The 22,421-nt window shown below is 60.4% G+C and carries 23 protein-coding genes; 9 read left to right on the top strand and 14 right to left on the bottom strand.

Features of this window, described 5'->3' with window-relative positions; translation table 11 throughout:
* Window positions 1-9: 9 nt before the first annotated feature.
* From ACQK2G_RS04825 to ACQK2G_RS04800, 6 genes are all read right to left on the bottom strand, one after another.
* Entirely contained in the window at window positions 10-231 is a 222-nt protein-coding gene (locus ACQK2G_RS04825; RefSeq protein WP_425403891.1) for a hypothetical protein, read from the bottom strand.
* Between the two features lie 120 nt (window positions 232-351).
* A complete protein-coding gene (locus tag ACQK2G_RS04820; protein WP_425403890.1) occupies window positions 352-1,221 on the bottom strand; it encodes an ABC transporter ATP-binding protein in 870 nt (289 codons plus the stop codon).
* Window positions 1,222-1,237: 16 nt separating this feature from the next.
* Window positions 1,238-1,987 carry an ABC transporter ATP-binding protein gene (locus tag ACQK2G_RS04815; protein ID WP_425403889.1) on the bottom strand — a complete coding sequence of 250 codons (750 nt, stop codon included), beginning with the start codon at window positions 1,985-1,987 and terminating at the stop codon, window positions 1,238-1,240.
* Window positions 1,987-3,072 carry a branched-chain amino acid ABC transporter permease gene (locus ACQK2G_RS04810; protein WP_425403888.1) on the bottom strand — a complete coding sequence of 362 codons (1,086 nt, stop codon included), beginning with the start codon at window positions 3,070-3,072 and terminating at the stop codon, window positions 1,987-1,989. Before ACQK2G_RS04810 ends, ACQK2G_RS04815 begins: the two co-directional genes overlap by 1 nt.
* A 190-nt stretch (window positions 3,073-3,262) precedes the next feature.
* Window positions 3,263-4,168 (bottom strand): branched-chain amino acid ABC transporter permease, encoded by a 906-nt coding sequence (locus ACQK2G_RS04805; RefSeq protein WP_425403887.1) that lies wholly within the window; start codon window positions 4,166-4,168, stop codon window positions 3,263-3,265.
* A gap of 120 nt (window positions 4,169-4,288) precedes the next feature.
* Window positions 4,289-5,536: an amino acid ABC transporter substrate-binding protein gene (locus ACQK2G_RS04800; RefSeq protein ID WP_425403886.1), complete on the bottom strand. Its 1,248-nt coding sequence runs from the start codon at window positions 5,534-5,536 to the stop codon at window positions 4,289-4,291.
* 249 nt (window positions 5,537-5,785) lie between these two features.
* On the opposite strand from ACQK2G_RS04800, the gene ACQK2G_RS04795 reads away from it, so the two are divergent.
* Both ACQK2G_RS04795 and ACQK2G_RS04790 read left to right on the top strand, forming a co-directional pair.
* Window positions 5,786-6,733 carry a hydroxyacid dehydrogenase gene (locus ACQK2G_RS04795; RefSeq protein WP_425403885.1) on the top strand — a complete coding sequence of 316 codons (948 nt, stop codon included), beginning with the start codon at window positions 5,786-5,788 and terminating at the stop codon, window positions 6,731-6,733.
* Window positions 6,734-6,758: 25 nt separating this feature from the next.
* The gene (locus ACQK2G_RS04790; protein WP_425403884.1) at window positions 6,759-7,412 is read left to right on the top strand and encodes an HD domain-containing protein; all 654 of its coding nucleotides are present in this window, start codon (window positions 6,759-6,761) and stop codon (window positions 7,410-7,412) included.
* On the opposite strand, the gene ACQK2G_RS04785 is transcribed toward ACQK2G_RS04790, so the two are convergent.
* On the bottom strand, window positions 7,409-8,827 hold the full coding sequence (locus ACQK2G_RS04785; RefSeq protein ID WP_425403883.1) for a pyridoxal phosphate-dependent decarboxylase family protein: 1,419 nt from the start codon (window positions 8,825-8,827) through the stop codon (window positions 7,409-7,411). The two genes, ACQK2G_RS04790 and ACQK2G_RS04785, sit on opposite strands and share 4 nt — an antisense overlap.
* A gap of 182 nt (window positions 8,828-9,009) precedes the next feature.
* Here ACQK2G_RS04785 and betA point away from each other — a divergent pair, with 182 nt between their 5' ends.
* A complete protein-coding gene (gene betA, locus ACQK2G_RS04780) occupies window positions 9,010-10,704 on the top strand; it encodes a choline dehydrogenase (protein ID WP_425403882.1) in 1,695 nt (564 codons plus the stop codon).
* 96 nt (window positions 10,705-10,800) lie between these two features.
* Here betA and ACQK2G_RS04775 read toward each other — a convergent pair whose 3' ends face one another.
* A complete protein-coding gene (locus ACQK2G_RS04775; RefSeq protein ID WP_425403881.1) occupies window positions 10,801-11,154 on the bottom strand; it encodes a hypothetical protein in 354 nt (117 codons plus the stop codon).
* Between the two features lie 108 nt (window positions 11,155-11,262).
* Here ACQK2G_RS04775 and ACQK2G_RS04770 point away from each other — a divergent pair, with 108 nt between their 5' ends.
* On the top strand, window positions 11,263-12,261 hold the full coding sequence (locus tag ACQK2G_RS04770) for a hypothetical protein (RefSeq protein WP_425403880.1): 999 nt from the start codon (window positions 11,263-11,265) through the stop codon (window positions 12,259-12,261).
* Window positions 12,262-12,503: 242 nt separating this feature from the next.
* Window positions 12,504-12,752: a hypothetical protein gene (locus ACQK2G_RS04765; protein ID WP_425403879.1), complete on the top strand. Its 249-nt coding sequence runs from the start codon at window positions 12,504-12,506 to the stop codon at window positions 12,750-12,752.
* Between the two features lie 275 nt (window positions 12,753-13,027).
* On the opposite strand, the gene ACQK2G_RS04760 is transcribed toward ACQK2G_RS04765, so the two are convergent.
* The 3 genes from ACQK2G_RS04760 to ACQK2G_RS04750 all read right to left on the bottom strand — a co-directional run bounded on the left by ACQK2G_RS04760 (window position 13,028) and on the right by ACQK2G_RS04750 (window position 15,428).
* Window positions 13,028-13,366, bottom strand: coding sequence for a hypothetical protein (locus ACQK2G_RS04760; RefSeq protein WP_425403878.1), 339 nt, complete (start codon window positions 13,364-13,366; stop codon window positions 13,028-13,030).
* 4 nt (window positions 13,367-13,370) lie between these two features.
* On the bottom strand, window positions 13,371-14,597 hold the full coding sequence (locus ACQK2G_RS04755; RefSeq protein WP_425403877.1) for a DUF6745 domain-containing protein: 1,227 nt from the start codon (window positions 14,595-14,597) through the stop codon (window positions 13,371-13,373).
* A gap of 114 nt (window positions 14,598-14,711) precedes the next feature.
* Window positions 14,712-15,428 (bottom strand): helix-turn-helix domain-containing protein, encoded by a 717-nt coding sequence (locus ACQK2G_RS04750; protein ID WP_425403876.1) that lies wholly within the window; start codon window positions 15,426-15,428, stop codon window positions 14,712-14,714.
* A gap of 275 nt (window positions 15,429-15,703) precedes the next feature.
* Between ACQK2G_RS04750 and ACQK2G_RS04745 the strand changes: the two genes are divergently transcribed.
* Together ACQK2G_RS04745 and ACQK2G_RS04740 are read left to right on the top strand one after the other, a co-directional pair.
* Window positions 15,704-16,573: a hypothetical protein gene (locus ACQK2G_RS04745; RefSeq protein ID WP_425403875.1), complete on the top strand. Its 870-nt coding sequence runs from the start codon at window positions 15,704-15,706 to the stop codon at window positions 16,571-16,573.
* 251 nt (window positions 16,574-16,824) lie between these two features.
* The gene (locus tag ACQK2G_RS04740) at window positions 16,825-17,592 is read left to right on the top strand and encodes a metallophosphoesterase (protein WP_425403874.1); all 768 of its coding nucleotides are present in this window, start codon (window positions 16,825-16,827) and stop codon (window positions 17,590-17,592) included.
* 2 nt (window positions 17,593-17,594) lie between these two features.
* Here the strand turns inward: ACQK2G_RS04740 and ACQK2G_RS04735 are convergent, their stop codons facing one another.
* Complete coding sequence (locus ACQK2G_RS04735) at window positions 17,595-18,539, bottom strand: LysR substrate-binding domain-containing protein (protein WP_425403873.1); 945 nt, start codon at window positions 18,537-18,539, stop codon at window positions 17,595-17,597.
* Window positions 18,540-18,642: 103 nt separating this feature from the next.
* On the opposite strand from ACQK2G_RS04735, the gene ACQK2G_RS04730 reads away from it, so the two are divergent.
* Both ACQK2G_RS04730 and ACQK2G_RS04725 read left to right on the top strand, forming a co-directional pair.
* Window positions 18,643-19,854 carry an aromatic ring-hydroxylating oxygenase subunit alpha gene (locus ACQK2G_RS04730; protein ID WP_425403872.1) on the top strand — a complete coding sequence of 404 codons (1,212 nt, stop codon included), beginning with the start codon at window positions 18,643-18,645 and terminating at the stop codon, window positions 19,852-19,854.
* A 110-nt stretch (window positions 19,855-19,964) separates the two neighbouring features.
* Window positions 19,965-20,267 (top strand): antibiotic biosynthesis monooxygenase family protein, encoded by a 303-nt coding sequence (locus tag ACQK2G_RS04725; RefSeq protein WP_425403871.1) that lies wholly within the window; start codon window positions 19,965-19,967, stop codon window positions 20,265-20,267.
* A 24-nt stretch (window positions 20,268-20,291) separates the two neighbouring features.
* Here the strand turns inward: ACQK2G_RS04725 and ACQK2G_RS04720 are convergent, their stop codons facing one another.
* Window positions 20,292-21,086, bottom strand: a complete 795-nt coding sequence (locus ACQK2G_RS04720) for an NAD-dependent epimerase/dehydratase family protein (protein ID WP_425403870.1) — start codon at window positions 21,084-21,086, stop codon at window positions 20,292-20,294.
* A 52-nt stretch (window positions 21,087-21,138) separates the two neighbouring features.
* Window positions 21,139-22,419: a TRAP transporter large permease gene (locus tag ACQK2G_RS04715; protein ID WP_425403869.1), complete on the bottom strand. Its 1,281-nt coding sequence runs from the start codon at window positions 22,417-22,419 to the stop codon at window positions 21,139-21,141.
* Window positions 22,420-22,421 lie beyond the last annotated feature (2 nt).

Below are 22,421 nucleotides of genomic sequence, written 5' to 3'. Positions count from 1 at the left end.
GGTTCTTCCCTATCCGGTCAGTTCGACGATGCGTATCGCCAATAGAATACCAAGCGCAGCGCGGAGCGCTACCCGCAGGACGATATTGAGATGCGCCCAGACCGTTTCCCGGTCCCATGTCGATTGCTTGCGGGCGATGGCGCGCTCCATCTCCGAAGACATGCCGAAGATCAACGTGGCGACGGTTTCGACCACGAGCAGAACGAATACGACTGCATAGAATGTCAGCATGGGACCGGCATATGCGCGAACCTCCCACCGGTAGTCCGGCGGGAGGATAGCACGGGCGCCCTTATCGGCGAAGACGGCACGAGGCCCAGGCACGGGCCGACACGTCACCGGACCGGATTGTTACCCGCCCAGGAACAGCCGTCCCACTTCCGGATTCTCGAGCAGGTCGTCGCCCTTTCCGGCGATCGCCAGCTCACCTGAGACCAGGACATAGCCGATATCGGCGAATTCCAGGCCCTTCTTGGCGTTCTGTTCGACCATGATGATGGTCTTGCCTTCACCATGCTGCAGGTCGTCGAGAATATCGAAGACCATGTCGATGAAGCGCGGCTCCAACCCGATCGACGGTTCGTCGACCAGCAGGACATCCGGATTCATCACCAGAGCACGGGAAATCTCGAGCAAACGGCGTTCGCCGCCGGACAACACCTTGGCGGGATGTTTCCGCCGCTTGGCAAGACGGTCGTATTTCTGGAAAACCCTCTCGGCCGCTTCCTTGGCGTCGCTCTGATTGTCCATCAGATAGCCGCCCATCCACAGGTTCTCTTCCACCGTCATGCCGGGGAAGACGGATTTGTCCTGCAGGATATAGGCGATCCCCGCTTCCTTCAGTTTCTGGTTCGGCGACAGGGCGGTCACGTCCTTCTTGTTCGGTCCGTCCCCGACCATGATCCGGCCGCCGAAGATGTTGGTGAAGCCGAATATCGAATGCAGGATGGTGGACTTGCCGGCCCCGTTAGGGCCGATGAGGCACAGGGACTGCCCCTTCGCGACCTGAAGATTGATATCGTGCAGGATCTGCATCTTGCCGTATCCGGCCTTCAGATTTTCGATCTGCACGAACGGATCGTTGTTCGCGAGTCCGGCGATTTTGGAAAGCTCTACCGGTTCGGCCATCTGCTTGGCCTGGGCGTTGACGTCCTCGACGGAGATGACCGTCTTCACGTCCCCCATATGGTATCCGGTGGAGCGGGCTGTATCGTCTGTCATTTTTCTGCCTCCCGGATCAATGGGCGCCAAGATAGGCGTCGATCACACGCTGGTCGTTCTGAACCTCGTCGGGGCTGCCGGAAGCCAGCATTTCCCCGTGAGCGAGACAGTAGACCTTGTCGGCCATGTTCATGATGACCCGCATGTTGTGTTCGATCACCAGCAGGGTGATGCCGAAATCGGTATTCGCACGCTTCAACCGGTCGATCAGACCGTTGATCAGCGTCGGGTTGATCCCCGCTGTCGGCTCGTCCAGCAACAGGACCTTGGGCTCGTTCATCAACGCCATGGCGAATTCCAACAGTTTCTGCTGCCCGAAGGACAGGTCTCCGCTGGGCAGGAACCGTTTGCTGTACAGGCCGACGAATTCCAGCAGATGCTCCGCCTTGTCCCGGTCCGCTTTGCCGTTGGTCCCGAACATGTCCAAGAACCCGTGCTTACGGTGCGGAATGGAAATCAGCATGTTGTCGACGCAGTTCATCTTGCTGTAGATGCGCGTCTGTTGGAACGTCCGCAGAAGGCCCCTGCGGGCGATCTGCTGAACCCGTAGCTTGGAGATTTCCTCGCCCTCGAACTTGATCGACCCCTCGTCGATCGGGTGATACCCGACGATCGAATTGAACAGGGTCGTCTTGCCCGATCCGTTCGGACCAATCAGCCCGGTGATCTTCCCCTCTTCCACTTCGAGGGAGATATCGTGATTGGCCACCACGCCGCCATAGGATTTGGAGACGCCGTTGACCTCAATGACCTTGTTGCCGCTCATCAGTTCGACCCTCCGCCCGCTTTGGACCCCTGGGCCGATGCCCCTTCGACGGTGACACCGAAGGCTTCCGGCCATTTCTCACGCATCCAGCCGAGGATACCCTGCTGGAAGAACACGACATTGACGATGATGATCAGTCCGAGCGCGATCCACTGCCAGCCGAGTAGATGCGTCCAGGTGACCTCCTTGATGACATGGAACAGGATCGCGCCGAGCACCGGCCCCCAGATCGTTCCCTTGCCGCCCAACAGCGCCATCGCCACCATGAAGATGCCGAACGTTACCGTCGGGAAGGCGACTTCGAGCGGCTCGATGAAGTGAATGATATTGCCGTGAATGCCGCCGGCGATTGCCAGGAAGAAAGCGGAACTTGCCCAGGCCACGGTCTTGTAGCGCAGGGTATGGACACCCATCCCCTCCGCCTTTTCCTCATCGTCCCGGATGGCGTTCACTGCCAGGCCGAACCGCGTGCTGTAGAGCCATTTGTAGAAGATATAGGTCGCAAATGCCGCGACCAGCGCCAGCGTATAGAAGAACATGGCCTCGTCGTCGCCGGCGCCGGGGAAGAAGTCCGCTTCCGCCGGATACAATGGAAGCGAAATGCCGCTGCCGCCGCCGACCCATTCCCAGGCCCCGATCAGTTCGCCGGCGGCCAGGGCGATGCCCAGCGTGCCGATAGCGAAATACGGGCCGCGAAGCCCGAAGAAGATCCGTCCCAGAATGACCGCCAGGATGACACAGCCAACCGCCGCGACGATCAGGCCGATGAACAAACCGGCGAAATACTGGCCGTCGGAAATATCGACATTGATGGCGCCGAAGGCGGAGGTGTATTCCCCGACATCGTATCCCGCGACGATGATCTGCGTGACGGCGCAGATATACATGCCCGCCCCGAAGAAGAAGATATTGCCGAGGCTGTTATAACCCATCTGGCCGCCCATGGCGTCCCAGGTCAGGGCAAACAACACCATGATCCACAACAGTGTGATCTGTTGAATATAGGCCGGGAACAAGAAGGGCCCGATGATCCCGAAGGCCAGCAGCAGGCCTTGGGCAATCATATTCCGACGTTCAGCGTTCATTACGCTCCCCATAGATCGGGGAAAGCGGCCTGCCGAAACCGCCCCGGCGGCATTCCCGCCAAGGCTGTCACGACCCTATGCCTCGATCCCCACAATTCACCCAGTTCATCGTGTTGTTTTCGCGCCGATCTTTTCGCCGGCTGTCCGAAACACGCACCAAACACACAAACAGACACCGCCAAGCGGTCCCTTACTGAACCACCTGACGCAGTTTGCTCATCTGCATCTGCCGCCAGATCAGGACCAGCAACAGCAATACGACGACCGTCGCCTGCTGGAACTCCGCGCCCAGGACGAACCCCGCATATTGCTCGGCCACGCCCATGCCCAGCGCCGCCATGATGACGCCCGGCAGGTTGCCGATGCCGGCGGCCGTCACGATGACGAAGGAGCGAACCGAATGCGTGATGCCATAGAAGGGCTGAATCACCCAAATCATGGAAACAAGCACGCCGGCCGCGCCGCAGATCGCCGCGTTCAGCGAATAGGTGAAGGCGTAGACCTTCTCTGTATCGATGCCCATGACACGCGCGGCGCGCGCGTCCTGCGCCGTCGCGCGGATCGCCTGCCCCATGCGGCTGTGCTTCATGAACAGCACCACGGCACCGGCCAGAATGCCGCAAAGGACGAAGGACACGAACTTGATATTGGCGACGGTGACGAAACCGTCGAACATCGACAGCGTGGCGAAATCGGATTCGACCGCCTGAACCTCCGGCCCGAAAGCCAGGTTCAACGCCTGCTGGATGACGATGGCCAGACCGAAGGTCGTCAACAGAGAGGTGAACATGTCCTTGGTCAGGACCCGCTTGATGATCGTCAGGTAGACGAGCCATCCGAAACCGAACATCACGACGATCGCGATCGGCAGGGCGAGAATCGGGTGCAGGCCCATCTTGCCCATCACCCAGGCGAAATAGCCGCCCATGATCACGTATTCGCCCTGACAGAGGTTCTTGACGTTCATCACGCCCCAGACCAGGGCCAGACCGTAGGCCGCCAGTGCGAAAACCGCGCCGATCAGGATGCCGTCCAACAGCAGTTGGATGTTAAACACCGGCGCATGGCTCGTCAGAATACTAATATTGTCCCACATCGCAGTCTCCGCGGAAGGGTAAGCCCGGACCGTCACGCCCACCAGCGTGTCCGGCGCTTGAAAAAAGGCGCGACCTCATCCGGGCATTTCCCGGATGAGGCCGCCAACAGGCTTTAATCCTTAGTTCGACGGAACCGCACGCGGCCACACCAGCGGATGCGACGCCCACTTGGACGGCGCAACCACGTTGTAGCTGCCGTTCTGGATCTGACGCAGGACCATCGGCTTGGCGATGTTGTTCCCCGCTTCGGAGAACTTGATCGGGCCGTAGAAGGTGTCCATTTCGGTCGCGGACAGAGCGTCACGCACCTTCTGCGGATCCGTGGAGCCGGCCCGCTCGAACGCGTCGGCCCAGACCTGAACCGCGGCCGAAGCCTGCGCGGACTGATACGGAACCGTGGTGTAGCCTTCGAAGGTGGACTTGAAGAGCGCGTCGTATTCCGCCGCCGTGCCGAACAGGTCGTCCTTGTAGCTCAGCGTTTCCGCCCATTGCGTGGAGCAAAGGAAGCCTTCGGAAGCCGCCGGGAACTTGTCGTGCACCTTCGCCGCTTCACAGTGGGTCATGGCGATCATCGGGATGTCGATGTTCATTTCGCCGATCTGACGAGCCGCCGTCGCCGCACCCTTGGAGTGGCCGGAAACGATCAACAGGTCGGGCTTCAGCGCCTTCGCCTTGGTCAGCGTGGCGGACATGTCGCTCAAGTCACGCGGCAGCTTGTCGTCGATGACGATCTTCATGCCGTACTTCTCGGCATCAGCGACCACACCGGCCCGAACGTCGAGCGAGAACGGATCGTTCTCGAAAGCCATCGCGATCTTCACGTCGGACGGCTTCTTGCCGTTCTTCTCGGCGACTTCAGCCGCGAGGTCGATGGCGCTCGCGAGATACAGTTCCGAGGTCGACAGAACCGCGAAGAGGTATTTGTAGCCCTGCGTGAACAGCGAGCGGGAGGCACCCTCCGCCTCGACCATCGGCACCTGATACTTTTCGGTGACCGGCGCGGCGGCCTTGGTGGTCGCCGAGCTGTACGGTCCAAGAATGTACTGGATGCCGTCCTGCTGGATCAGACGTTCCAGCAGCTGCGCGGTACGCGCTGGGGTCGATTCGTCGTCGTAGTAACGAACTTCCAGCTTGTAGTTCTTACCGCCGACATTCACGCCGCCGGCTTCGTTGATCTTCTGGACGGCCAGATCATAGCCGTTCTTGGCGTGGATCCCGTTCGTCGAATACTTACCCGTGAAGGAGATGGCGGATCCCAACACGATCGTGTCGCCTTCCACCTTGGCTTGGGCCTTGTCGGCGGTCATGACACCGACACCCAACATCAACGCCAGGGCGGTTCCCGCCCCTACAATCGTCTTCAGCATGTGTTTCTCTTCCCTGATCACTTGGCCGCCAACCGGCCAGTTTCACATTCATTTTTTATGGACGCCCGGTTGCTCCGGGTCGCCTCGGTTTACGGTACGGGCGGTTGGACCCGCACCTGCCGTTTCCACAAGCGTACGAAACGACAGTTCGCTTGCAAACCCCTTTTATAGAATGTCCTAATCACAAGCAGCGGAATTTCACCCATCATTCCGGACGAGAAACCACAAATTCAGGCAGGAAACGCGCTCATGGCCAATGAGAAATATGAAGTTTTTCTAATTGACTCCATCGCCCCGGAGGCCAAGGCCGCGCTGGCCGAAACCTGCACCGTAATCGACAAGGGCGACCCGGCGATGGATGAATGGCCTGAACGCGCGCACGCGGTTATCACCCGAACGAGTTACATCAAAGGGGAGATGATCGCCCGTTCAAAACGCCTGAAGGTGATCGCGAAACACGGAATCGGTGTCGACCATATCGACATTCCGGCCGCTTCGGCGAAAGGCATTCCGGTCATCAACACGCCGGGCACGAATGCCCAATCGGTCGCCGAATTGACCGCCATGCTGACCGTGGCGGCCGCCCGCAACACCCGCCCGGCGGAAGCCGCGATGCGCACCGGCAATTCCGGCGATACGTTCAACTGGCGAGGATTCGACATCACCGGCCGGCGGGTCGGCATCATCGGATTGGGCAATGTCGGCCGGCGGACGGCCCCGATCTTCCTGCACGGCTTCAACTGCCCAGTCACGGCCTATGACCCCTATATAACCGACGAACCGTTCGAGACGCTCGGCGTCAAACGCGCGCCGAGCCTGGAGGCGCTGCTGTCGGAAACCGACATTCTGTGCCTGCACGTCCCGCTGAACGACGAGACCCGGCATATGGTCGGCGCGCGGGAACTGGCCTTATTGCCCACGGGCGCCATGGTCATCAACGCGGCCCGCGGCGGCATCGTGGCTGAGGATGCCTGGTACGACGCCCTGAAGTCGGGCCATCTCTATGCCGGTGCATCGGATGTCTTCGAGGTCGAACCGCCGCCCGCCGATCATCCGCTGTTCAGCCTCAAGAATTTCCTGGCGACCCCGCATATCGGCGCGGCCACCTCCGATTCCGCGCGCCGCAGCGGTGAGACGGTGGTGAAGCTGGTGCTGGAAATCTTGAACGGCGGCCCGGCCCGCACCCGCGTTAATTGAACGCAACCGGCCTGAAGGAGGAAACATGAGCGAATCGGATTCCCCTTCCGATTTTCATTCCACCATCGCGGCACTAGGCGGGGCGGCACTGGCCGACCGCCTGCGCTTCGTCACCGAGATCGACAAGCTGAAATCCGTACTGCGGCAAACGCCCCTGCTCGACCGGTCGCGCAAGGAGAACGATGCGGAACACAGCTGGCATCTCGCGATGATGGCCTGTGTCCTGGCCGACTATGCGGACCGGTCGGTCGACATGCTGCGCGTCATCCGCATGCTGCTGATCCATGACATCGTGGAAATCGATGCGGGCGACACATTCCTCTACGACACGTCCGCCGCCGCGGACGAGCAGGAAGAAAAAGAGAAGGCCGCCGCCGATCGAATCTTCGGCCTGCTGCCCGCGGATCAGGCGACCGAATTCCGCGCCCTGTGGGATGAGTTCGAGGCCCATGAAAGCGCCGATGCGCAATTCGCCCGCGCGATGGACCGGACCCAGCCCTTCCTGCACAATTTCCTGACGCAGGGCATGATGTGGCGGCAGCACGGCGTGCGTCCGGACCAGGTGCGCAAGCGCATGTCCGTCATCGCCGACGGGTCGACGAAACTGCATGCCCTCGTTCAATCCCTGATCGACGAAGCCGAATCCCACGGCTATTTCGACCCCGGCTTAGAGACCTAAAGCCCGGACGCCGTCTCGACGATTTCCCGCCAGCCTGCTTCCACATGGCGGCGTTCGGTCCAGGTTTGTCCGATATTGAAGCGGATCGCGTATTTGCCGCGCACCCGCGTCTGGGTCAGGTACAGCTTGCCGCCGTCGTTCAGCCGCATGATCAGCGCTTCGTTCAGCCGGTCCAGTTCCGCCTCGTCATCCACGCCCTTGGGATGATAGCGGAACGTGGTCAACGCCAATACGCGCGGGGCGACCAGTTCGAAATCCTCAGCCGCGTCGATCCTGCCCTCCAATTCTTCCGCGTAACCGATATGGGCGCGGATCATTTCCTGCAGCCCCTCGACGCCGTAGGAGCGGATCACGAACCACAGTTTCAGCGCCCGGAAGCGACGGCCCAGCGGAACGCTCCAGTCCCGATAGTCGATCACCTGCCCCTGTTCCCTGGATTTCAGGAATTCCGGCAGGATGGTCAGCGTATGGATCAGCGCGTCCGGGTCGCGGACGTAATGGGCCGAGCAGTCGAAATTCGTGAACATCCATTTATGCGGATTGAAGACGACGCTGTCGGCATATTCCATCCCGTCCATCATCCAGCGGGTTTCCGGCAGGATCCAGGCACTGCCGGCCCAGGCCGCGTCCACATGCAGAAAGACGCCGTGTTTCTTGCAGATCTCACCGATCCGGCGCAGCGGGTCCACCGCCCCCACGCCGGTCGCGCCGATCGAGGCGATGACGATGGCAGGCACCGCATCCGCCGCCTTGTCCTCGACGATCATCCGTTCCAGCTCTTCCGGGATCACCGCGAAATTCTCGTCGACCGGCAGCTTGCGCAGATTGTCCGCGCCCATGCCGGCGATCTTGATCCCCTTCTCGGTCGCGGAATGGGTTTCGCCGGACGTGTAGGCGGTCAGGCGCGGCACATTTTTCAGTCCCGCCTTGTTGCCCTGCCAACCGGTCGCCTGCTCCCGCGCGGTCAGGATGGCACACAGGATCGCGCCCGACGCACTGTCCTGGATGACCCCGTGGAACCCGTCCGGCAGGCCGGTCATCTGGCGCAGCCAATCGAGGACCTTGGTCTCCATCTCCGTCGCGGCGGGCGAGGTCTGCCACAGCATGCATTGCGCGCCGAGGGCCGCGGTCAGCATTTCCGCCAGCACCGAGGGCGGCGAGGAATTAGCCGTGAAATAGGCGAAGAAACTGGGATGCTGCCAATGGGTCATGCCCGGCATCACGTCGCGCTGGAAATCCTCGAAGATCAGATCCATCGATTCGGATTGCGCGGGCGGGCCGTCCGGCAGCTTGGCCGCGATCTCCCCCGGTTTCACCTGCGCACGGACGGGATAGGATTCGATACCGCCCATGTAATCCGCCATCCAATCCACCATGCGGTGCGCTTGCCTGCGGAATTCTTCGATATCCATCATCCACCCCATATTCGAAAGACCGGCTGAAAATCCTCCGCCGCGACAGCATCGTCAAGGCGCGGAAAGCCGCCTTCGCCGCGTAACCATGCCGCGCCTGGACTAGCAGCAGGGGATTGAGGGGGCGATCCTGCCCGGATAGAAACCGGTCACCGGTATGCATGTTGGAACCTTTGGGGATCGTGATGGCTGAATTCGATTACATCATCGTCGGCGCGGGCAGCGCCGGCTGCGTGCTGGCCAACCGGCTGACGGCGGACGGCACCAAGACCGTCCTGCTGCTGGAAGCGGGCGGGTCGGACAAGTCGATCTTCATCCAGATGCCGACCGCCTTGTCGATCCCGATGAACATGCAGAAGTTCAACTGGTTCTTCGAATCAGAGCCCGAACCCTACCTGAACAACCGGGTGATGCATTGCCCGCGCGGCAAGGTGCTGGGCGGGTCCTCATCGATCAACGGCATGGTCTATGTGCGCGGCCATGCCTGCGATTTCGACGAGTGGGAGGAGCACGGCGCGGAGGGCTGGGGCTATCGCCATTGCCTGCCCTATTTCAAACGGGCCGAAAACTGGCGCGACGGTGGAGAAGACGAATACCGTGGCGGCGACGGCCCGCTCTCGACCAGCAACGGCAACCGCATGCAGAACCCGCTCTACAAGGCCTTCATCGAGGCCGGCAAGGAAGCGGGCTATCTGGAAACCGAAGACTATAACGGCTTCAACCAGGAAGGCTTCGGCCCGATGCATATGACCGTCAAGGACGGCGTGCGCTGGTCGACCGCCAATGCCTATCTGAAACCCGCGCGGTCGCGCCCGAACCTGAAAGTGGAAACCGGCGTGCTGACCCGCCGCGTGCTGCTGGACGGCAAACGCGCGACCGGCGTCGAATACGCCCAGGGCGGTACGGTGAAGACGGCCACGGCCAGGACGGAAGTGATCCTCTCCGCCGGTTCCATCGGCTCGCCCATGCTGCTGCAGCTCTCCGGCATCGGCCCGGCGCAGCATTTGAAGGACAAGGGAATCGAGGTCGTCCGGGACCTGCCCGGCGTGGGACAGAACCTGCAGGACCATCTGGAGGTCTATTTCCAGTATCGCTGCAAGGACCCCATTACCCTGAACGGGCAATTGGACTGGTTCCACAAATTCCTGATCGGCGCGCGCTGGATTCTGACCAAGAAGGGGTTGGGCGCGACCAACCATTTCGAAAGCTGCGCCTTCATCCGGTCCAAGCCCGGAATCAAATGGCCGGACATCCAATATCACTTCCTGCCCGCCGCCATGCGCTATGACGGCAACGCCGCCTTCGACGGGCACGGGTTCCAGGTCCATGTCGGCCCGAACAAACCGAAAAGCCGCGGCCGCGTGCTGGTCAACTCGGCCGACGCGGCGGACAAACCCTCGATCCTGTTCAACTATATGAAAGAGCAGGAAGACGTGGAGGCCTTCCGCGCCTGCATCCGCCTCTCCCGCGAGATCATCGCCCAGCCCGCCTTCGACAAATTCCGCGAGGACGAAATCCAGCCAGGCTACGACGTCACCTCCGACGAGGCGATCGACGCCTGGATCCGCGAGAACACGGAAAGCGCCTATCACCCCTCCTGCACCGCCAAGATCGGCGGCGACAATGACCCGATGGCCGTACTGGACAAGGACTGCAGAGTTCGGGGCATAGACGCCCTGCGCGTGGTGGACAGTTCCATTTTCCCCACCATCCCCAACGGCAACCTCAACGGCCCGACCATCATGGTCGCCGAAAAGGCCGCCGACATCATTCTCGGCAAGGACCCGCTCCCCGCCTCAAACGCCCCCACCTGGATCGACCCGCAATGGGAAACCCGGCAGCGGTCGGGGGAACCGGTGCGGTTAGCGAAAGGCAAATGAGATCGTCTCAATTACAACTGAGTTTCCTAGTCATGCTAATGCCCACGGAAAACTCTAACAGAGAATGATCTAGTTTTCCGGGCGCAGAGCACCGATCTAATGCGGCTTCAGTTGCGGTTTCGACCGGGCCGCGAGTTTTTCCCTTGTTCTAATCGTGTCGATATCACTCTCGCCAGAATGACTTACGCTCGACCCAATCGAACGTGTCCGCCTCTCGATGATTTCGAGCAATTGCGCGCATCTCAGAACAGCGGCAAACCCGCCGATAAAGACCGTAAAAAAAATGATACTTGCAATAGCGAGCGCAATGGTTTCTGGGCTGGCGACGAACTCGGCCGGCAAATGTTGAGACAAGAAAGGTGATAGCAAGACGAATGCCACGAATGCCATCAACATAAAGAAAGCCAACGAAATCGTAACCGCGTTAATATGGCAGATAAGCTTTATCATTTCACGCCCCCACAACCTAGAACAGTGACAAAACCCGTCATACACGCGAATATACACAACTCTTTACAGTTCGAAATCCAGTTGCGGTGTGTCCATCCGGAGAACCTCATGCGTCAGACACTTGCGATCCTTGTTTTGGTGCTCCTTAGCGGATGCGTGACCAATAGCCTGAACGAAAGATACGGCAGCGGTCAGATTCAACTCAGCCACGCATTGGAGTCTAAATTCGCCGAGTACCTTGAGGGCAATCCTCTCGCGTTTGCCGTTACGCCTGACGGATTTACGAGTTACTCCTACTACTTTTGTCCGGAAGCCAAATGCGAAGTCTCCGACTACGGATGGCGAGCAATACATGATTGCGAAAAAAACTCCAAAGGACAGGCCTGTTACATTTATGCCGTCAAACATTCCATCGTGTGGCAGGGAGTCCGCGGCAATCAGGAAACAGTGAAATGGGAGGACTTACCCGCGATTGAGACCATCCCGACGGCGCAACGGGCAGTACCATTGGATGGACGAAACTTATCAACTATCCGCAAATACAATGACCTTATGCGACAAAGCAGCAGGCGGCATGGTGCTTTGTCGGTGTCTTCGGATAACAAGCTGTTCTACGCCTTCTATGCATACAAGAACCCGGAACAATCTAAGAAACTCTCCGCCCATGACTCCATTTGGTTTTGCCAGCGTGCAACAAAGCGTGAGTGCTCCCTGTTTGCGCTAGACCGCACAACGATCCTGACCGGGTCATCGATCGATACGTTGCTCAACAACAGCAATACGACCGCGACTTCGGCGACCAGTACACATTCAAACGGATTGAAGGATGTCCGTTCGTTGGCCGTGGTTTGGGAAGGCAATCCGTCGCCATTAGCAGGCACGATTGACTTGAAAACCGGTGAGATTGTGATCGCCAGACCCAACGATGCCAGCTGCTACCGAGTCGATGAGAACAGGAAGGATCGAACGTGGAAAGTTGAATGTTCCGACGGCACGTCAGCGGAAGGAATTTACAAAGGATTCGGTGAAGGCAAAGGTTCCCAGGGAGTGGGTATCGATCAGGATGGAAGATCTGTGACATTCACTGTCGGCCCAAGAATTCAGTGACCCTGGAGTCCCTTCCCCAAACAAAACGGCCTAATCAACTCACCACCCTTTCCCTGCCTACCCTGCGACATTTTACAGCCGCTTCATCCCATCAGCCGACCTTGTTCGCCTTAAGCGGCATCCATACATTCTCCGCACATTATGAGGCCTGTCGAACCGCAGTATGTTGACCATGGAATGCGGGACCGGCCCCACCTTGATCGGCGTAGATGGCGGTTTGCCATCACGGAAGGAGAAGAAGTGTGAGCGAATTGGCCCTGGCCTATGTTCCGGTTGTCGGTTTCCTGGCGTGGCGCGCCCGTCGCGGCGGCGCGACGGATTGGGTGTATTTCGCCGTCAACGTTCTGCTGCTGTGGTTCAGCGCCTTGTGGGTCTTCGGCTATCCGTTGCTGATCGTCACGATGCTTTCGGCTGCCGTGATTGTCCTAACCGCTCTAGTCTTCTCGACCTCGACTGACATGTTCACCTGGCCGTTCCTTCGGCGCAGATAGCTAGTTCTACCCATCGTCAAAGACAGTCATTGTGAGGGATAGAGACCATGACTCATTCTTTATCCCAAGGGCGGCACACGCCCTTTCTGGTGTGCATAGTCTCGCAATGCCTTGAAATACGCCTCATCAGCCGCGCATTCCAGGGGTGACTCCGCACCTTCAAGCAATCGCGCGCGGAGCCGGCGTATGACGCGATCACGGTCTTTCCTCTGGTGGATGAAGTCGTTGCTCATGTCGTCACTATACGCTGCTTCATGCAGGACCGTGAGATGCTCCTAATCCGCCGCCATACGATACCCTTCCGCCACATATTCCCGCTGCCGGTTGATGCGGTAGAGGCTCGGCTCGATCTTCAGGGCTTCATGGGTATCCCAGCCGCGACGGTGTTCGATGACAGCCGGGCGGTCGACCACCAGGAAGGCTTCGTAGAGGCTGTCGGGCAGGCGATAGAGGGTCGCGGCCCCGGCGTCGATGATGTGGTGATGGCCGGTCTCGCTATGGGCGATGACCGTGGCGTCACCCTCGGACGCAACCGGTTCTGCGCCCGGCGGCAGGGTTTCGATCCGCGTGATCAGGAAATCGCCCTGGGCGGCCTGGGTCTTGAACGTCTTCATCCTGTCAGGTCCTCACTTCCGGATTGAGTTCCGCGGCCTCCAAGCCGTAGGTCCACGCATTGGCGGCAAGCGCGGAGGTCATGCCAGGCGGCACGGGCAGTGCGAACCGACGGCCGGTGCCGCACAGCACGCGCAGGAAGCGCTCCCGCCCGATCTCCGGAATCTCCGCTTCGACCAACTCGCCGATCATGGGGTCGTCATCCGCCTGTATCACCCTGGTCTCGAGCGCGGACAGCACCCGTTCCCAACCGAGGATCTCGCAGGCCGCGCGCCGCTGCTCAACATAGGGGTGGGTCAAGGCGATCCTGGGTGTGAGGCCGCCGGGATTCTCGATCCAGCGCCGGGGGACCAGGGAACCGCGCCAGGCATATAGCCCCCATCCATCGGGATAGGCGACCGCCGGCCCGGCGGCCGAATGCAACACGCCGTCTTCGTCCTGTTCGACGATGCGGGGCCGTTCGCAGATCCAGCAGATCTTTTCATGCGGGAGCCACCAGCCCGCCGACCGGGCGAGCGTGCTCAACGCGGTTAAGGCTCTTGGTACCTCGCCATGTCCGTCGGCGGCGCAATAGTCGTGCACGGCAAGCCAGGGCGCGTCGTGCTGTCCATGGGCGCTTTGCCAGATCGCGTCACGAACCTCGGCCCGAAACGCGCCCCATTGCGACAAGGGCGCACTGATCCGGACACTGTTCCAGATTCCGCGCCCGATGACGGACCAGACGCCCGCGCCGATGCGGCGACGGACGGGCACGCCGACCGCTTGTACGATGCTTTCCCAGCGAACCGGACCGAGCCTCTGTTGAAGGTCGGCCCGCGCCATGTCCCGCACCCGGGCCACAACCGCATCCTTGAGGCAAGGCCCCGGATCCATGCCGCGGCACGCCGCACCCGCCGCCTGAACCCCAGTCCAGAAGGCAGGCCAATCATCCGTGTCGATGCTTTCGCGCATCGCCGACGCCACCCGTTGCTGCTGCGCCAAGGACAGATTCGTTGCCAGCACTGCGCGAGCGAACGCCATCGTCAAAGGGGAGCCGCACCAAAGAATTCTGGGAGGATCGAAGCCGGCCGCGCGATAAACCGCCACGACTGCGCGTTCCGCCGTCAATCGGCCCGCGGGTTCCGTCTCGAAGCCGATGCGGATCCATTCCAGTTGATGCCGAAGAAGACGCGCCGCCTCCCCCGCGGTTCCTGCCTTGTCCTGCCCCGCAGCAAACTCATCGACCGTTTCCATTCCCCTGTCCCACCTTGACGACTACAACCACAGGCAGATGATAAAAAGGGAAGATCCCTCAGTCAATGATATTTGCGGTATTTTTCCCTCATCCTGAAAAAGGACAGCATCCGATCAGTAACCGATCAGCTCAGCGACGGAGAGAATCTTGTGGATCGAGACCACGCTGGCGCGGGGAAAGGTGATCTCCCGCGCCGGATTGTGCTGCCGACAGACCACTTCGGCATTGGTGCGGCGGACCAGCACTTTCACATAGGCATAGGTATCGCCGCTTTCGTCCCGCACCTGGATGACCACATTGTCGCCCGGCTTGACCGGCCGGTGCGGGTGGACGCAGGCGGCCTCCCCATGCGGGAAAGCCGGCTCCATGCTGTCATTCACGATATAAACCACATAGGCATCGGTGACGCCCTGCAACACCGAGGGACGGCGCAGGAATTCGACGGGGCCGCCGCCCATGACGACGGCGCCTTCCGTCTCCGATCGCGCGCCGGCCGCCGTTCCCAACACCGGCAGATCGCGCGGCATCTCGGACCGCGCCGGAACCTTGTGCCCGGCCAGGACCAGATCGTCCGCCGGCGGGACGGAGGCCGATTGCGGCGCCACGCCGTCGCCGCCCAGCAGCCATTCCAGGGAACAATCCAGGGCGCGGGCCAGGCGCACCGCGTTCTCACCGCGCGGGCCGCGCGACTTGCCGTTGAGAATGTTGCGGATATAGGTGCGCTCCAGCCCCGCCGCTTCGCTGGCCGCATTGGCGGACAGACCCGTCGCCGCCAAGCGCTCCTCGATCCGCGCGATCAGCGCTCTGTTCCGCTTATCCTCGGCAACCATCGCCGTTCCTCGCCAAATTTGGGGGAAATCCCCACAAAACAGTGAAGTATATATCCCTCATTACGGATTCACGCAAGGGCCAGCACCTCCCGGCCGACGCGATCGCCGGACCAATACCCGCAACCGTCGCGCCGAGAACGCACACCTGAAACGAAGCGATCTGGCGACAACACCGAAACCGCCAAAACCAATGTTAACAACAGTTATCAAACCGAGAACATGCACACCTTGTTACCGCGTTGTTTTTCTTCATGAATTAGAATTCCATATACCTAATGTGGATTAATGCCGACCTTATTCAAATAGAGTATGTACTACTGTTTATAGTGTGCCGATGCCATCTATGGCTGTTTTCCGTTCGTTACCACAAAGTACGGAAATTGGTCATGATTCTTGAGTATCAGGGGGACGCTATGCGCAGGTTACTCACGTCATTAATTATTGGTTTCGCAGTTTCGGTCGCGGGCACCGCCCAGGCTGCAAGCACTTCCATTTGGGACTTCACCGGCGGTGGTGGATTGTCCAATCCGACGAGCTTCGACGACGGCAACGGCAATACCGTCAAGGCCTATGCCTTCACTCAAATCGACATCGTCAACGATCTCTTTTACGGCACGAGCGGCGTGACACTGACGCAGGACGGCGGCGGATTGGGTGTTCTGAACGATCTGGAATCGTTTCTCGAATCCCCGAACGTCGATAACACCATACTGCGAGACATTCTGGTCTTCGAATTCGACAGCTCATTATGGAGCCCGGTCAGCATTTCCTTCACCGGCGTCGACTCGAATGACACGGCCGATGTCTATGGGTGGAACGGGTCACTCGACCTGCCGTTCGGTATCGATAGCAGCAACATCCTGCCGTGGACGCTTCTGTCATATTCGCCGGACGGCAGTGGTCTGTTCGGCGAGTTCGATCCAGACGGTACGGCAACAATCGGTTTCGACCTGGCGCAGACTTTTCAATACATCGCCGTCGCCGGCCCGCAAGGCTTCATCGCAGATGGCGCTTTCGGTGACAACTTCAGGGTTTCGGGCCTGACGGGCACCGTCGTTCCCGTTCCGCCGGCGCTGATCCTGATGCTGACCGCGATTGGCGGCCTCGGGCTGATATCCCGCCGCCGCGGAAAACGGCTCGCATAAGCCTCAGCGGCGCCCCACGCCCATCCACTGGAAAGGTCCCTTCGCGGGGCCTTTCTTTGTGGAAACTATACCGCTCGAACACCGAAGCGAGCCTGTTTGAAATCGTCGCCCGTTCCGGTTTTCGCGCCCTGTTCAAACCCGGTCCGAAATGTCATGTTCGGCGCTCAATCCATTGACAGCTGCCGACGTGCATTTCTGCCGCGGCCGAGATTTCAAACGGTTCCGCCCCCGATCTTCCGCGAGATACAGCCATGAAATTCATCATACTGAGCGACATTCACATCGGATCGAAGAAACAGGTTCCCGGCCGAACGCCCGTGGACTCCCTTCACGCCGCCGTCGCGCATATCAATGAACGGAATGCGGATGCGGAACTTTGCATCCTGCTGGGCGATTTGACCGAAACAGGATCGGACGAGGAATATGCCGCGCTGAAGGAGGCCCTTCGCCCCCTGCCCATGCCCTGCCGCATGATCATCGGCAATCATGATGAACGGGAGGGATTCAAGCGCGCCTTTCCGGAAACACCGGTGGATGCGGGCGGCTTCGCGCAACAGGTTTTCGACGCCGGGGATTTTCGCTTCGTCCTTCTCGACACCTACTGGCCGGGCAATGGCGGCGGCATTCTCGACGGCGGCCGCCTTGATTGGCTGGAAGCGCAATTGTCGGCAGCGGACAAACCCTGCCTGCTTTTCCTGCATCACCCACCCTTCGATTCCGGCGTGCCGGGCTTCGAGGCACTGCGGCTCGAGGACCGCCCGGCCCTGCAATCCCTCGTCGCGGCGCATGCGGAAAAGGTGCGGGCGCTGTTTTCCGGCCATTGCCATATGACGGTTTCAGCCACCGTCGCGGGCCGCCCGGCCTTCGGCATGCGGTCGCTGTTTTATCAAATCCCGCAGGATTTCGTGAATCCGAAGCTGAAGGGCTCCGACACCGCCCCGCCCGCCTATGGCGTCGTCCTGACGAACGGCACGGACCTGACGGTGCATTCAGTGGATTTCGACCTGCCCGCCGCCTGAGATTACCAATCCGCCGACGCTTCCCCGGCCAGCCAGACACGGAAGGCCTTCACCGCCGGGTCGTCCTTCAAGCGGCTGGGCAGGATGACGTCATAGCCGCTGTCCGGCACCACCGCTTCCGGCACAGCACGGACGAGGTCGCCGCGTTTCAGCGCCGGTTCGATCAACCGCCGCCAGCCCAGTACGACACCCTGCCCTTCCAGCGCCGCCTGGGTCGCCAGGATATAGCTGTTGAAATGCGCGCCGGTCTCCAAGGCGGTCCGGGCGCCTTCCAATCCCGCCAATTCCGGGCGCCGCAGATCCACACCGACGGCACCCAGCCAGTCCGGCCAATCCGTCTCCGGCTCCTCACTGTCGAAATGCAGCAGATGCACCGACAGCAGATCGGGCGCGCTGCGCAGTTCCGGATGCGCTTCCTTGTAGCCCGGACTGCAGACGGCGATGACCTCTTCCCCAAAAAGACGCGACGCCAGGAAGCCGGGACGGGTCTGATCGGTGTAGACGATGCCGATGTCGAACCCGGTCATCGAGTCCCGAATGTCGAGATCCTTGCTGAGAAGGTTCACTTCGAGCTCAGGATATTCGCCGAAAAAACGGGTCAGGCGCGGCATCAGCCAATAGGAGGAAAAGGCCGTCGTCGCCGCGACCGAGATACGATTCGGTTCAGGCCGATAGCGCACGGAATTTACCGCCGCCTCGATCCCGTCGATACCGGCCCGGACCGCATTTGCGATCACCAGCGCTTCTTCCGTGGGCCGAATCCGCGGCCTCTCCCGCACGATCAATTCGACTCGCAGATAGTCTTCCAGCGCACGCACCTGCTGGCTCACCGCGGCCTGCGTCACCTTAAGTTCTCGTGATGCAACCGTGAAACTCATATGCCGGACAACCGCCTCCAATGCTATGAAAGCGCCGAGAGGCGGCAGATTAGTGATCCGAATGCTCATAAGCTCAACTTATTTCGAGATAAGAATTTAGGCAATTGATGACGAAACGCGTCTCTCCCAGAATATTCGGCCATAGGGCATTGGATACGGGAAGGAGGCCGCCATGACCGCTGCGTTAAACAGTGAGTTCAACAGCTTGATCGCGGACCTCAAACCGGCGCTGGACGCCGTCGGCCAGCCGATCGAATTCGCCAAGGGCCTGCCCAACGATCTGTTCACCTCGGAACGCTACTTCACCATGGAACGCGACCAGTTGTTCGGGCGCAGCTGGGCGGTGATCGGGGCCGGTGTGGACGTCCCCAATCCGGGTGACCTGAAGCCGGTCACCTTCATGGGGCTGCCGTTGCTGATGGTCCGCAACAAGGCTGGCGAGATCGGTGTATTCCACAATGTCTGCAGTCATCGCGGCCTGGAACTTGTGAACGAGAAGAAGAATGTCTCCCGCCTGATCCGCTGCCCCTATCATGCCTGGTCCTTCACCCTGGAGGGCGAATTGAACGCGACGCCCGGCATTGGCGGTCCCGGCGTCAATACCTGCCCCGGCTTCGAGAAGGCCAAACACGGCTTGAAACCGGTACGCAGCGCGGTCTGGATGGACATGGTCTTCGTCAACCTGTCGGGCGACGCGCAGCCCTTCGATACCTTCATCGCACCGCTGACCGAACGCTGGCGGGACTACGACTTCAGCCGGGTAAGCCATGGCGGGGAGCATTCTTCCTGGAGCCTGACGCTGAACGCGAACTGGAAATTCGGGGTGGAGAACCATTGCGACGGCTATCACCTGCCGATGGTGCATCCGGAACTGAACGCCGTGTCGCGGCTGGAAGATCACTATCCGATCGTCGGCACCGAAGGCTATTACGCGGGCCAGGGCAGCATCGCCTATAACGCCATGCGCCCGAACAACGCCCCGGCCCTGCCGCGCTTCCCGAACCTGCCGACGGAACGGCAGCATCTGGCCGAATACATATCCCTGTTCCCGAACGCGACGATCGGCCTGCATATCGACCATCTATGGATCGTCTGGTTCGACCCGATCTCTCCCGACCGCACGGTGGAGCGGATGGAACTCTACTATCCGACGGAAGAAGCCGCCCGCCCCGAATATGCCCCCGTACGCCAGGAAGTGCACCGTTTCTGGTACAAGGTCTGGCAGGAAGACCTATGGGCGGTGGAAGGACTGCAACGCGGCCGCACCTCCCCGGCCTTCGAGGGCGGCGCCTTCTCACCGGCCATGGACGCGCCGAGCCATGCTTTCCACAAATGGGCCGCGGCCAGTCTGCTGAGCCATGCAGGGTTGGTCACGGCACACTAGCCGTTAGCCAATATCCATCGGCCATTCACCACTGGCCGGTGGCCAACCATCGCGTGAATCCGCTATAGCGTTTGCGACGGTGCCCGCGACGCAACGTAGAAGGACCAGCCATGTTTATCGCGATGAATAGGTTCAAGATCCGCCCCGGCAAGGAAGAAGAGTTCGAACGGATCTGGCGCGAGCGGGACACCCATCTGGATCAGGTTCCGGGTTTCAAGACCTTCACCCTGCTGCGCGGGCCCGAGGGCGAGGATCATACGCTCTATGCCTCGCACACGATTTGGAATTCCCGCGCGGATTTCGAAGCCTGGACGAAATCGGAGGCCTTCCGCCTCGCCCACAAGAATGCGGGCGACCATAGCGGCGTCTATCTCGGCCATCCGAATTTCGAAGGATTCGAAAGCGTCCTCTGACCTATTGCCCGGCCGGGCGTTTCGTCAGTCCTCGAAATGCCCTGCCGCGGCGAAACCTCCGCCCTGATAGCGCACGGCCGGATGATCGGGATCCAGGTCATAGGGCTTGGCATAGACCTTTTCCCGGAACCGGTCCGAACTGTCCTGCGGCTTCCACCCCAGAAAGCGCGCGTGGTCATTGTTCCACCAGGTTTCCAGATTGTCGGATGCGCCGTAGATCATCGCCGCCCCGGTCCGCGGGGCTGAGAAGATCGCCTGAATCATGCTGTCGAAGTCGGTCGGGCTGAGCCAGGTGGCCAACATGCGGCGGTCGACCGGCTCCGGGAAGCAGGACCCGATACGGACGCTGACGCTCTCCACCCCGAATTTATCCCAATAGTAGCGTGCCAGCAGTTCGCCATAACACTTGCTGAGACCGTACAGGCTGTCGGGCCGAAATTCCGATTGTCCGTCCAATTCCGTTTCGCGGGTATGAAAACCGATCGCGTGGTTCGAACTGGCGAACATGATCCGCGGCTTCGACGCCTTCCGCGCTGCCTCGAAAATGTGATAGGTCCCGCGCAGATTGGAATCCAGGATCGTCTCGAACGTATTCTCGACGCTCATCCCGCCCAGATGGACTATGCCGTCGACGCCGTCGACCAGGGACTGGACCGCGTCCTTGTCCCCCAGGGCGCAGGGAACGAATTCCTCGTTCGATGCACAATCGGTAATTTCGGTCACGTCGCTCAGCCGGACGCTGTCCGCCCAGGAGGCCACGCTCTTGCGCAGCGAGGTGCCGAGCCCCCCGCCGGCACCGGTAATGAGAATCTTGCTCATCGGGTTTCCCCCCTTCTCGAATTCTGGTTGCCGGCCGTGACCGACAGAAATGTCATTGTCCCCAATTCGGCAGCGTCAGCGATACTTCCGGCACGAAAGTCGTCAGCATCAACGCGACCAGGATCGCTCCATAGAACGGCCAAATGGTCTTCACCGTCTTTTCCATCCTTACCTTACCAATCGCGCAGCCGACGAAAAGACAGGCACCGACCGGCGGCGTGCACAGGCCCAGGCCAAGATTCATCATCAGCAGCATGCCGAATTGAAGCGGATCCATGCCGATGGACGCCACCACGGGCAGGAAGATCGGCGTGCAGATCAGGATCAGCGCCGCCATGTCCATGATCATGCCCAGCAGGATCAGCATCAGGTTGATCATCAGCAGAATGACGATCGGATTTTCCGAAATGCCGGTCATGAAACCGATCATCTTCGAGGGCACCTGATAATAGGTCAGCATATAGGCATAGACCGAGGCGCAGGCGACCAGGATCATGACCATCGAGGTGGTGCGCACGGACCGGATCACCGCCGTCTTGAACTTCTCATAAGTCAGGGTGCGATAGCCGATCAGCGTGACGATCGCCGCATAAAGCGCACCGAACGCGCCGGATTCGGTAACGGTGAAAATGCCGGACAATACGCCGCCGACGATGATCACCGCCGTGAACAGGCCGGGCAACGCCACCACCGCGTGAATGAAGAGATTCCGCATGCCCGGGAAGGGTTCGCTGCGATAGCCGCGGCGCACGGCCACGACATAAGCCGCCAAGGCCAAACAGACACACATCAGCACGCCCGGCACCACGCCGGCGAGGAAAAGCTTGGATATCGAAATGCCGCCGCCGGCCGCAACCGCGAAAAGGATCATGTTGTGGCTGGGTGGAATCATGATCCCGGCGATCGACGAGGTCACCGTGACGTTGACGGCATAATCGTCGCTGTACCCTTTTTCCTTCATGACGGGAATCAGGATGGATCCCAGCGCCGAGACATCGGCCACGGCGGAACCGGAGATACCGCCGAACAGCATCGAGGAGAAGACGTTGACGACACCCAACCCGCCGCGCACACGGCCGACGAGAGAGGAGGCGAACCGAACGAGATGACCGGCGATGCCGCCATGGAACATCAACTCGCCGGCAAAGATAAAGAATGGAATCGCCAGCAGCGAGAACATCGATATGCCCGAGACCAACCGCTGAACCGCGATGACCAGGGGAAGTCCCTCAAAGGCGATGGTGACCACCGCCGCCACGCCGAGGCAAAAGGCGACCGGCAGGCCGATGACGACCCCAAGCGCGAACAGACCGAGGAGCAGAGCCAATCCCATCG

Origin of the sequence: Hwanghaeella sp. (assembly GCF_965227365.1) — a bacterium.
In the GTDB taxonomy this organism is placed as follows: Bacteria; Pseudomonadota; Alphaproteobacteria; order UBA8366; family Aestuariispiraceae; genus Hwanghaeella.
This window is presented reverse-complemented; position numbering and strand designations above follow the sequence as displayed.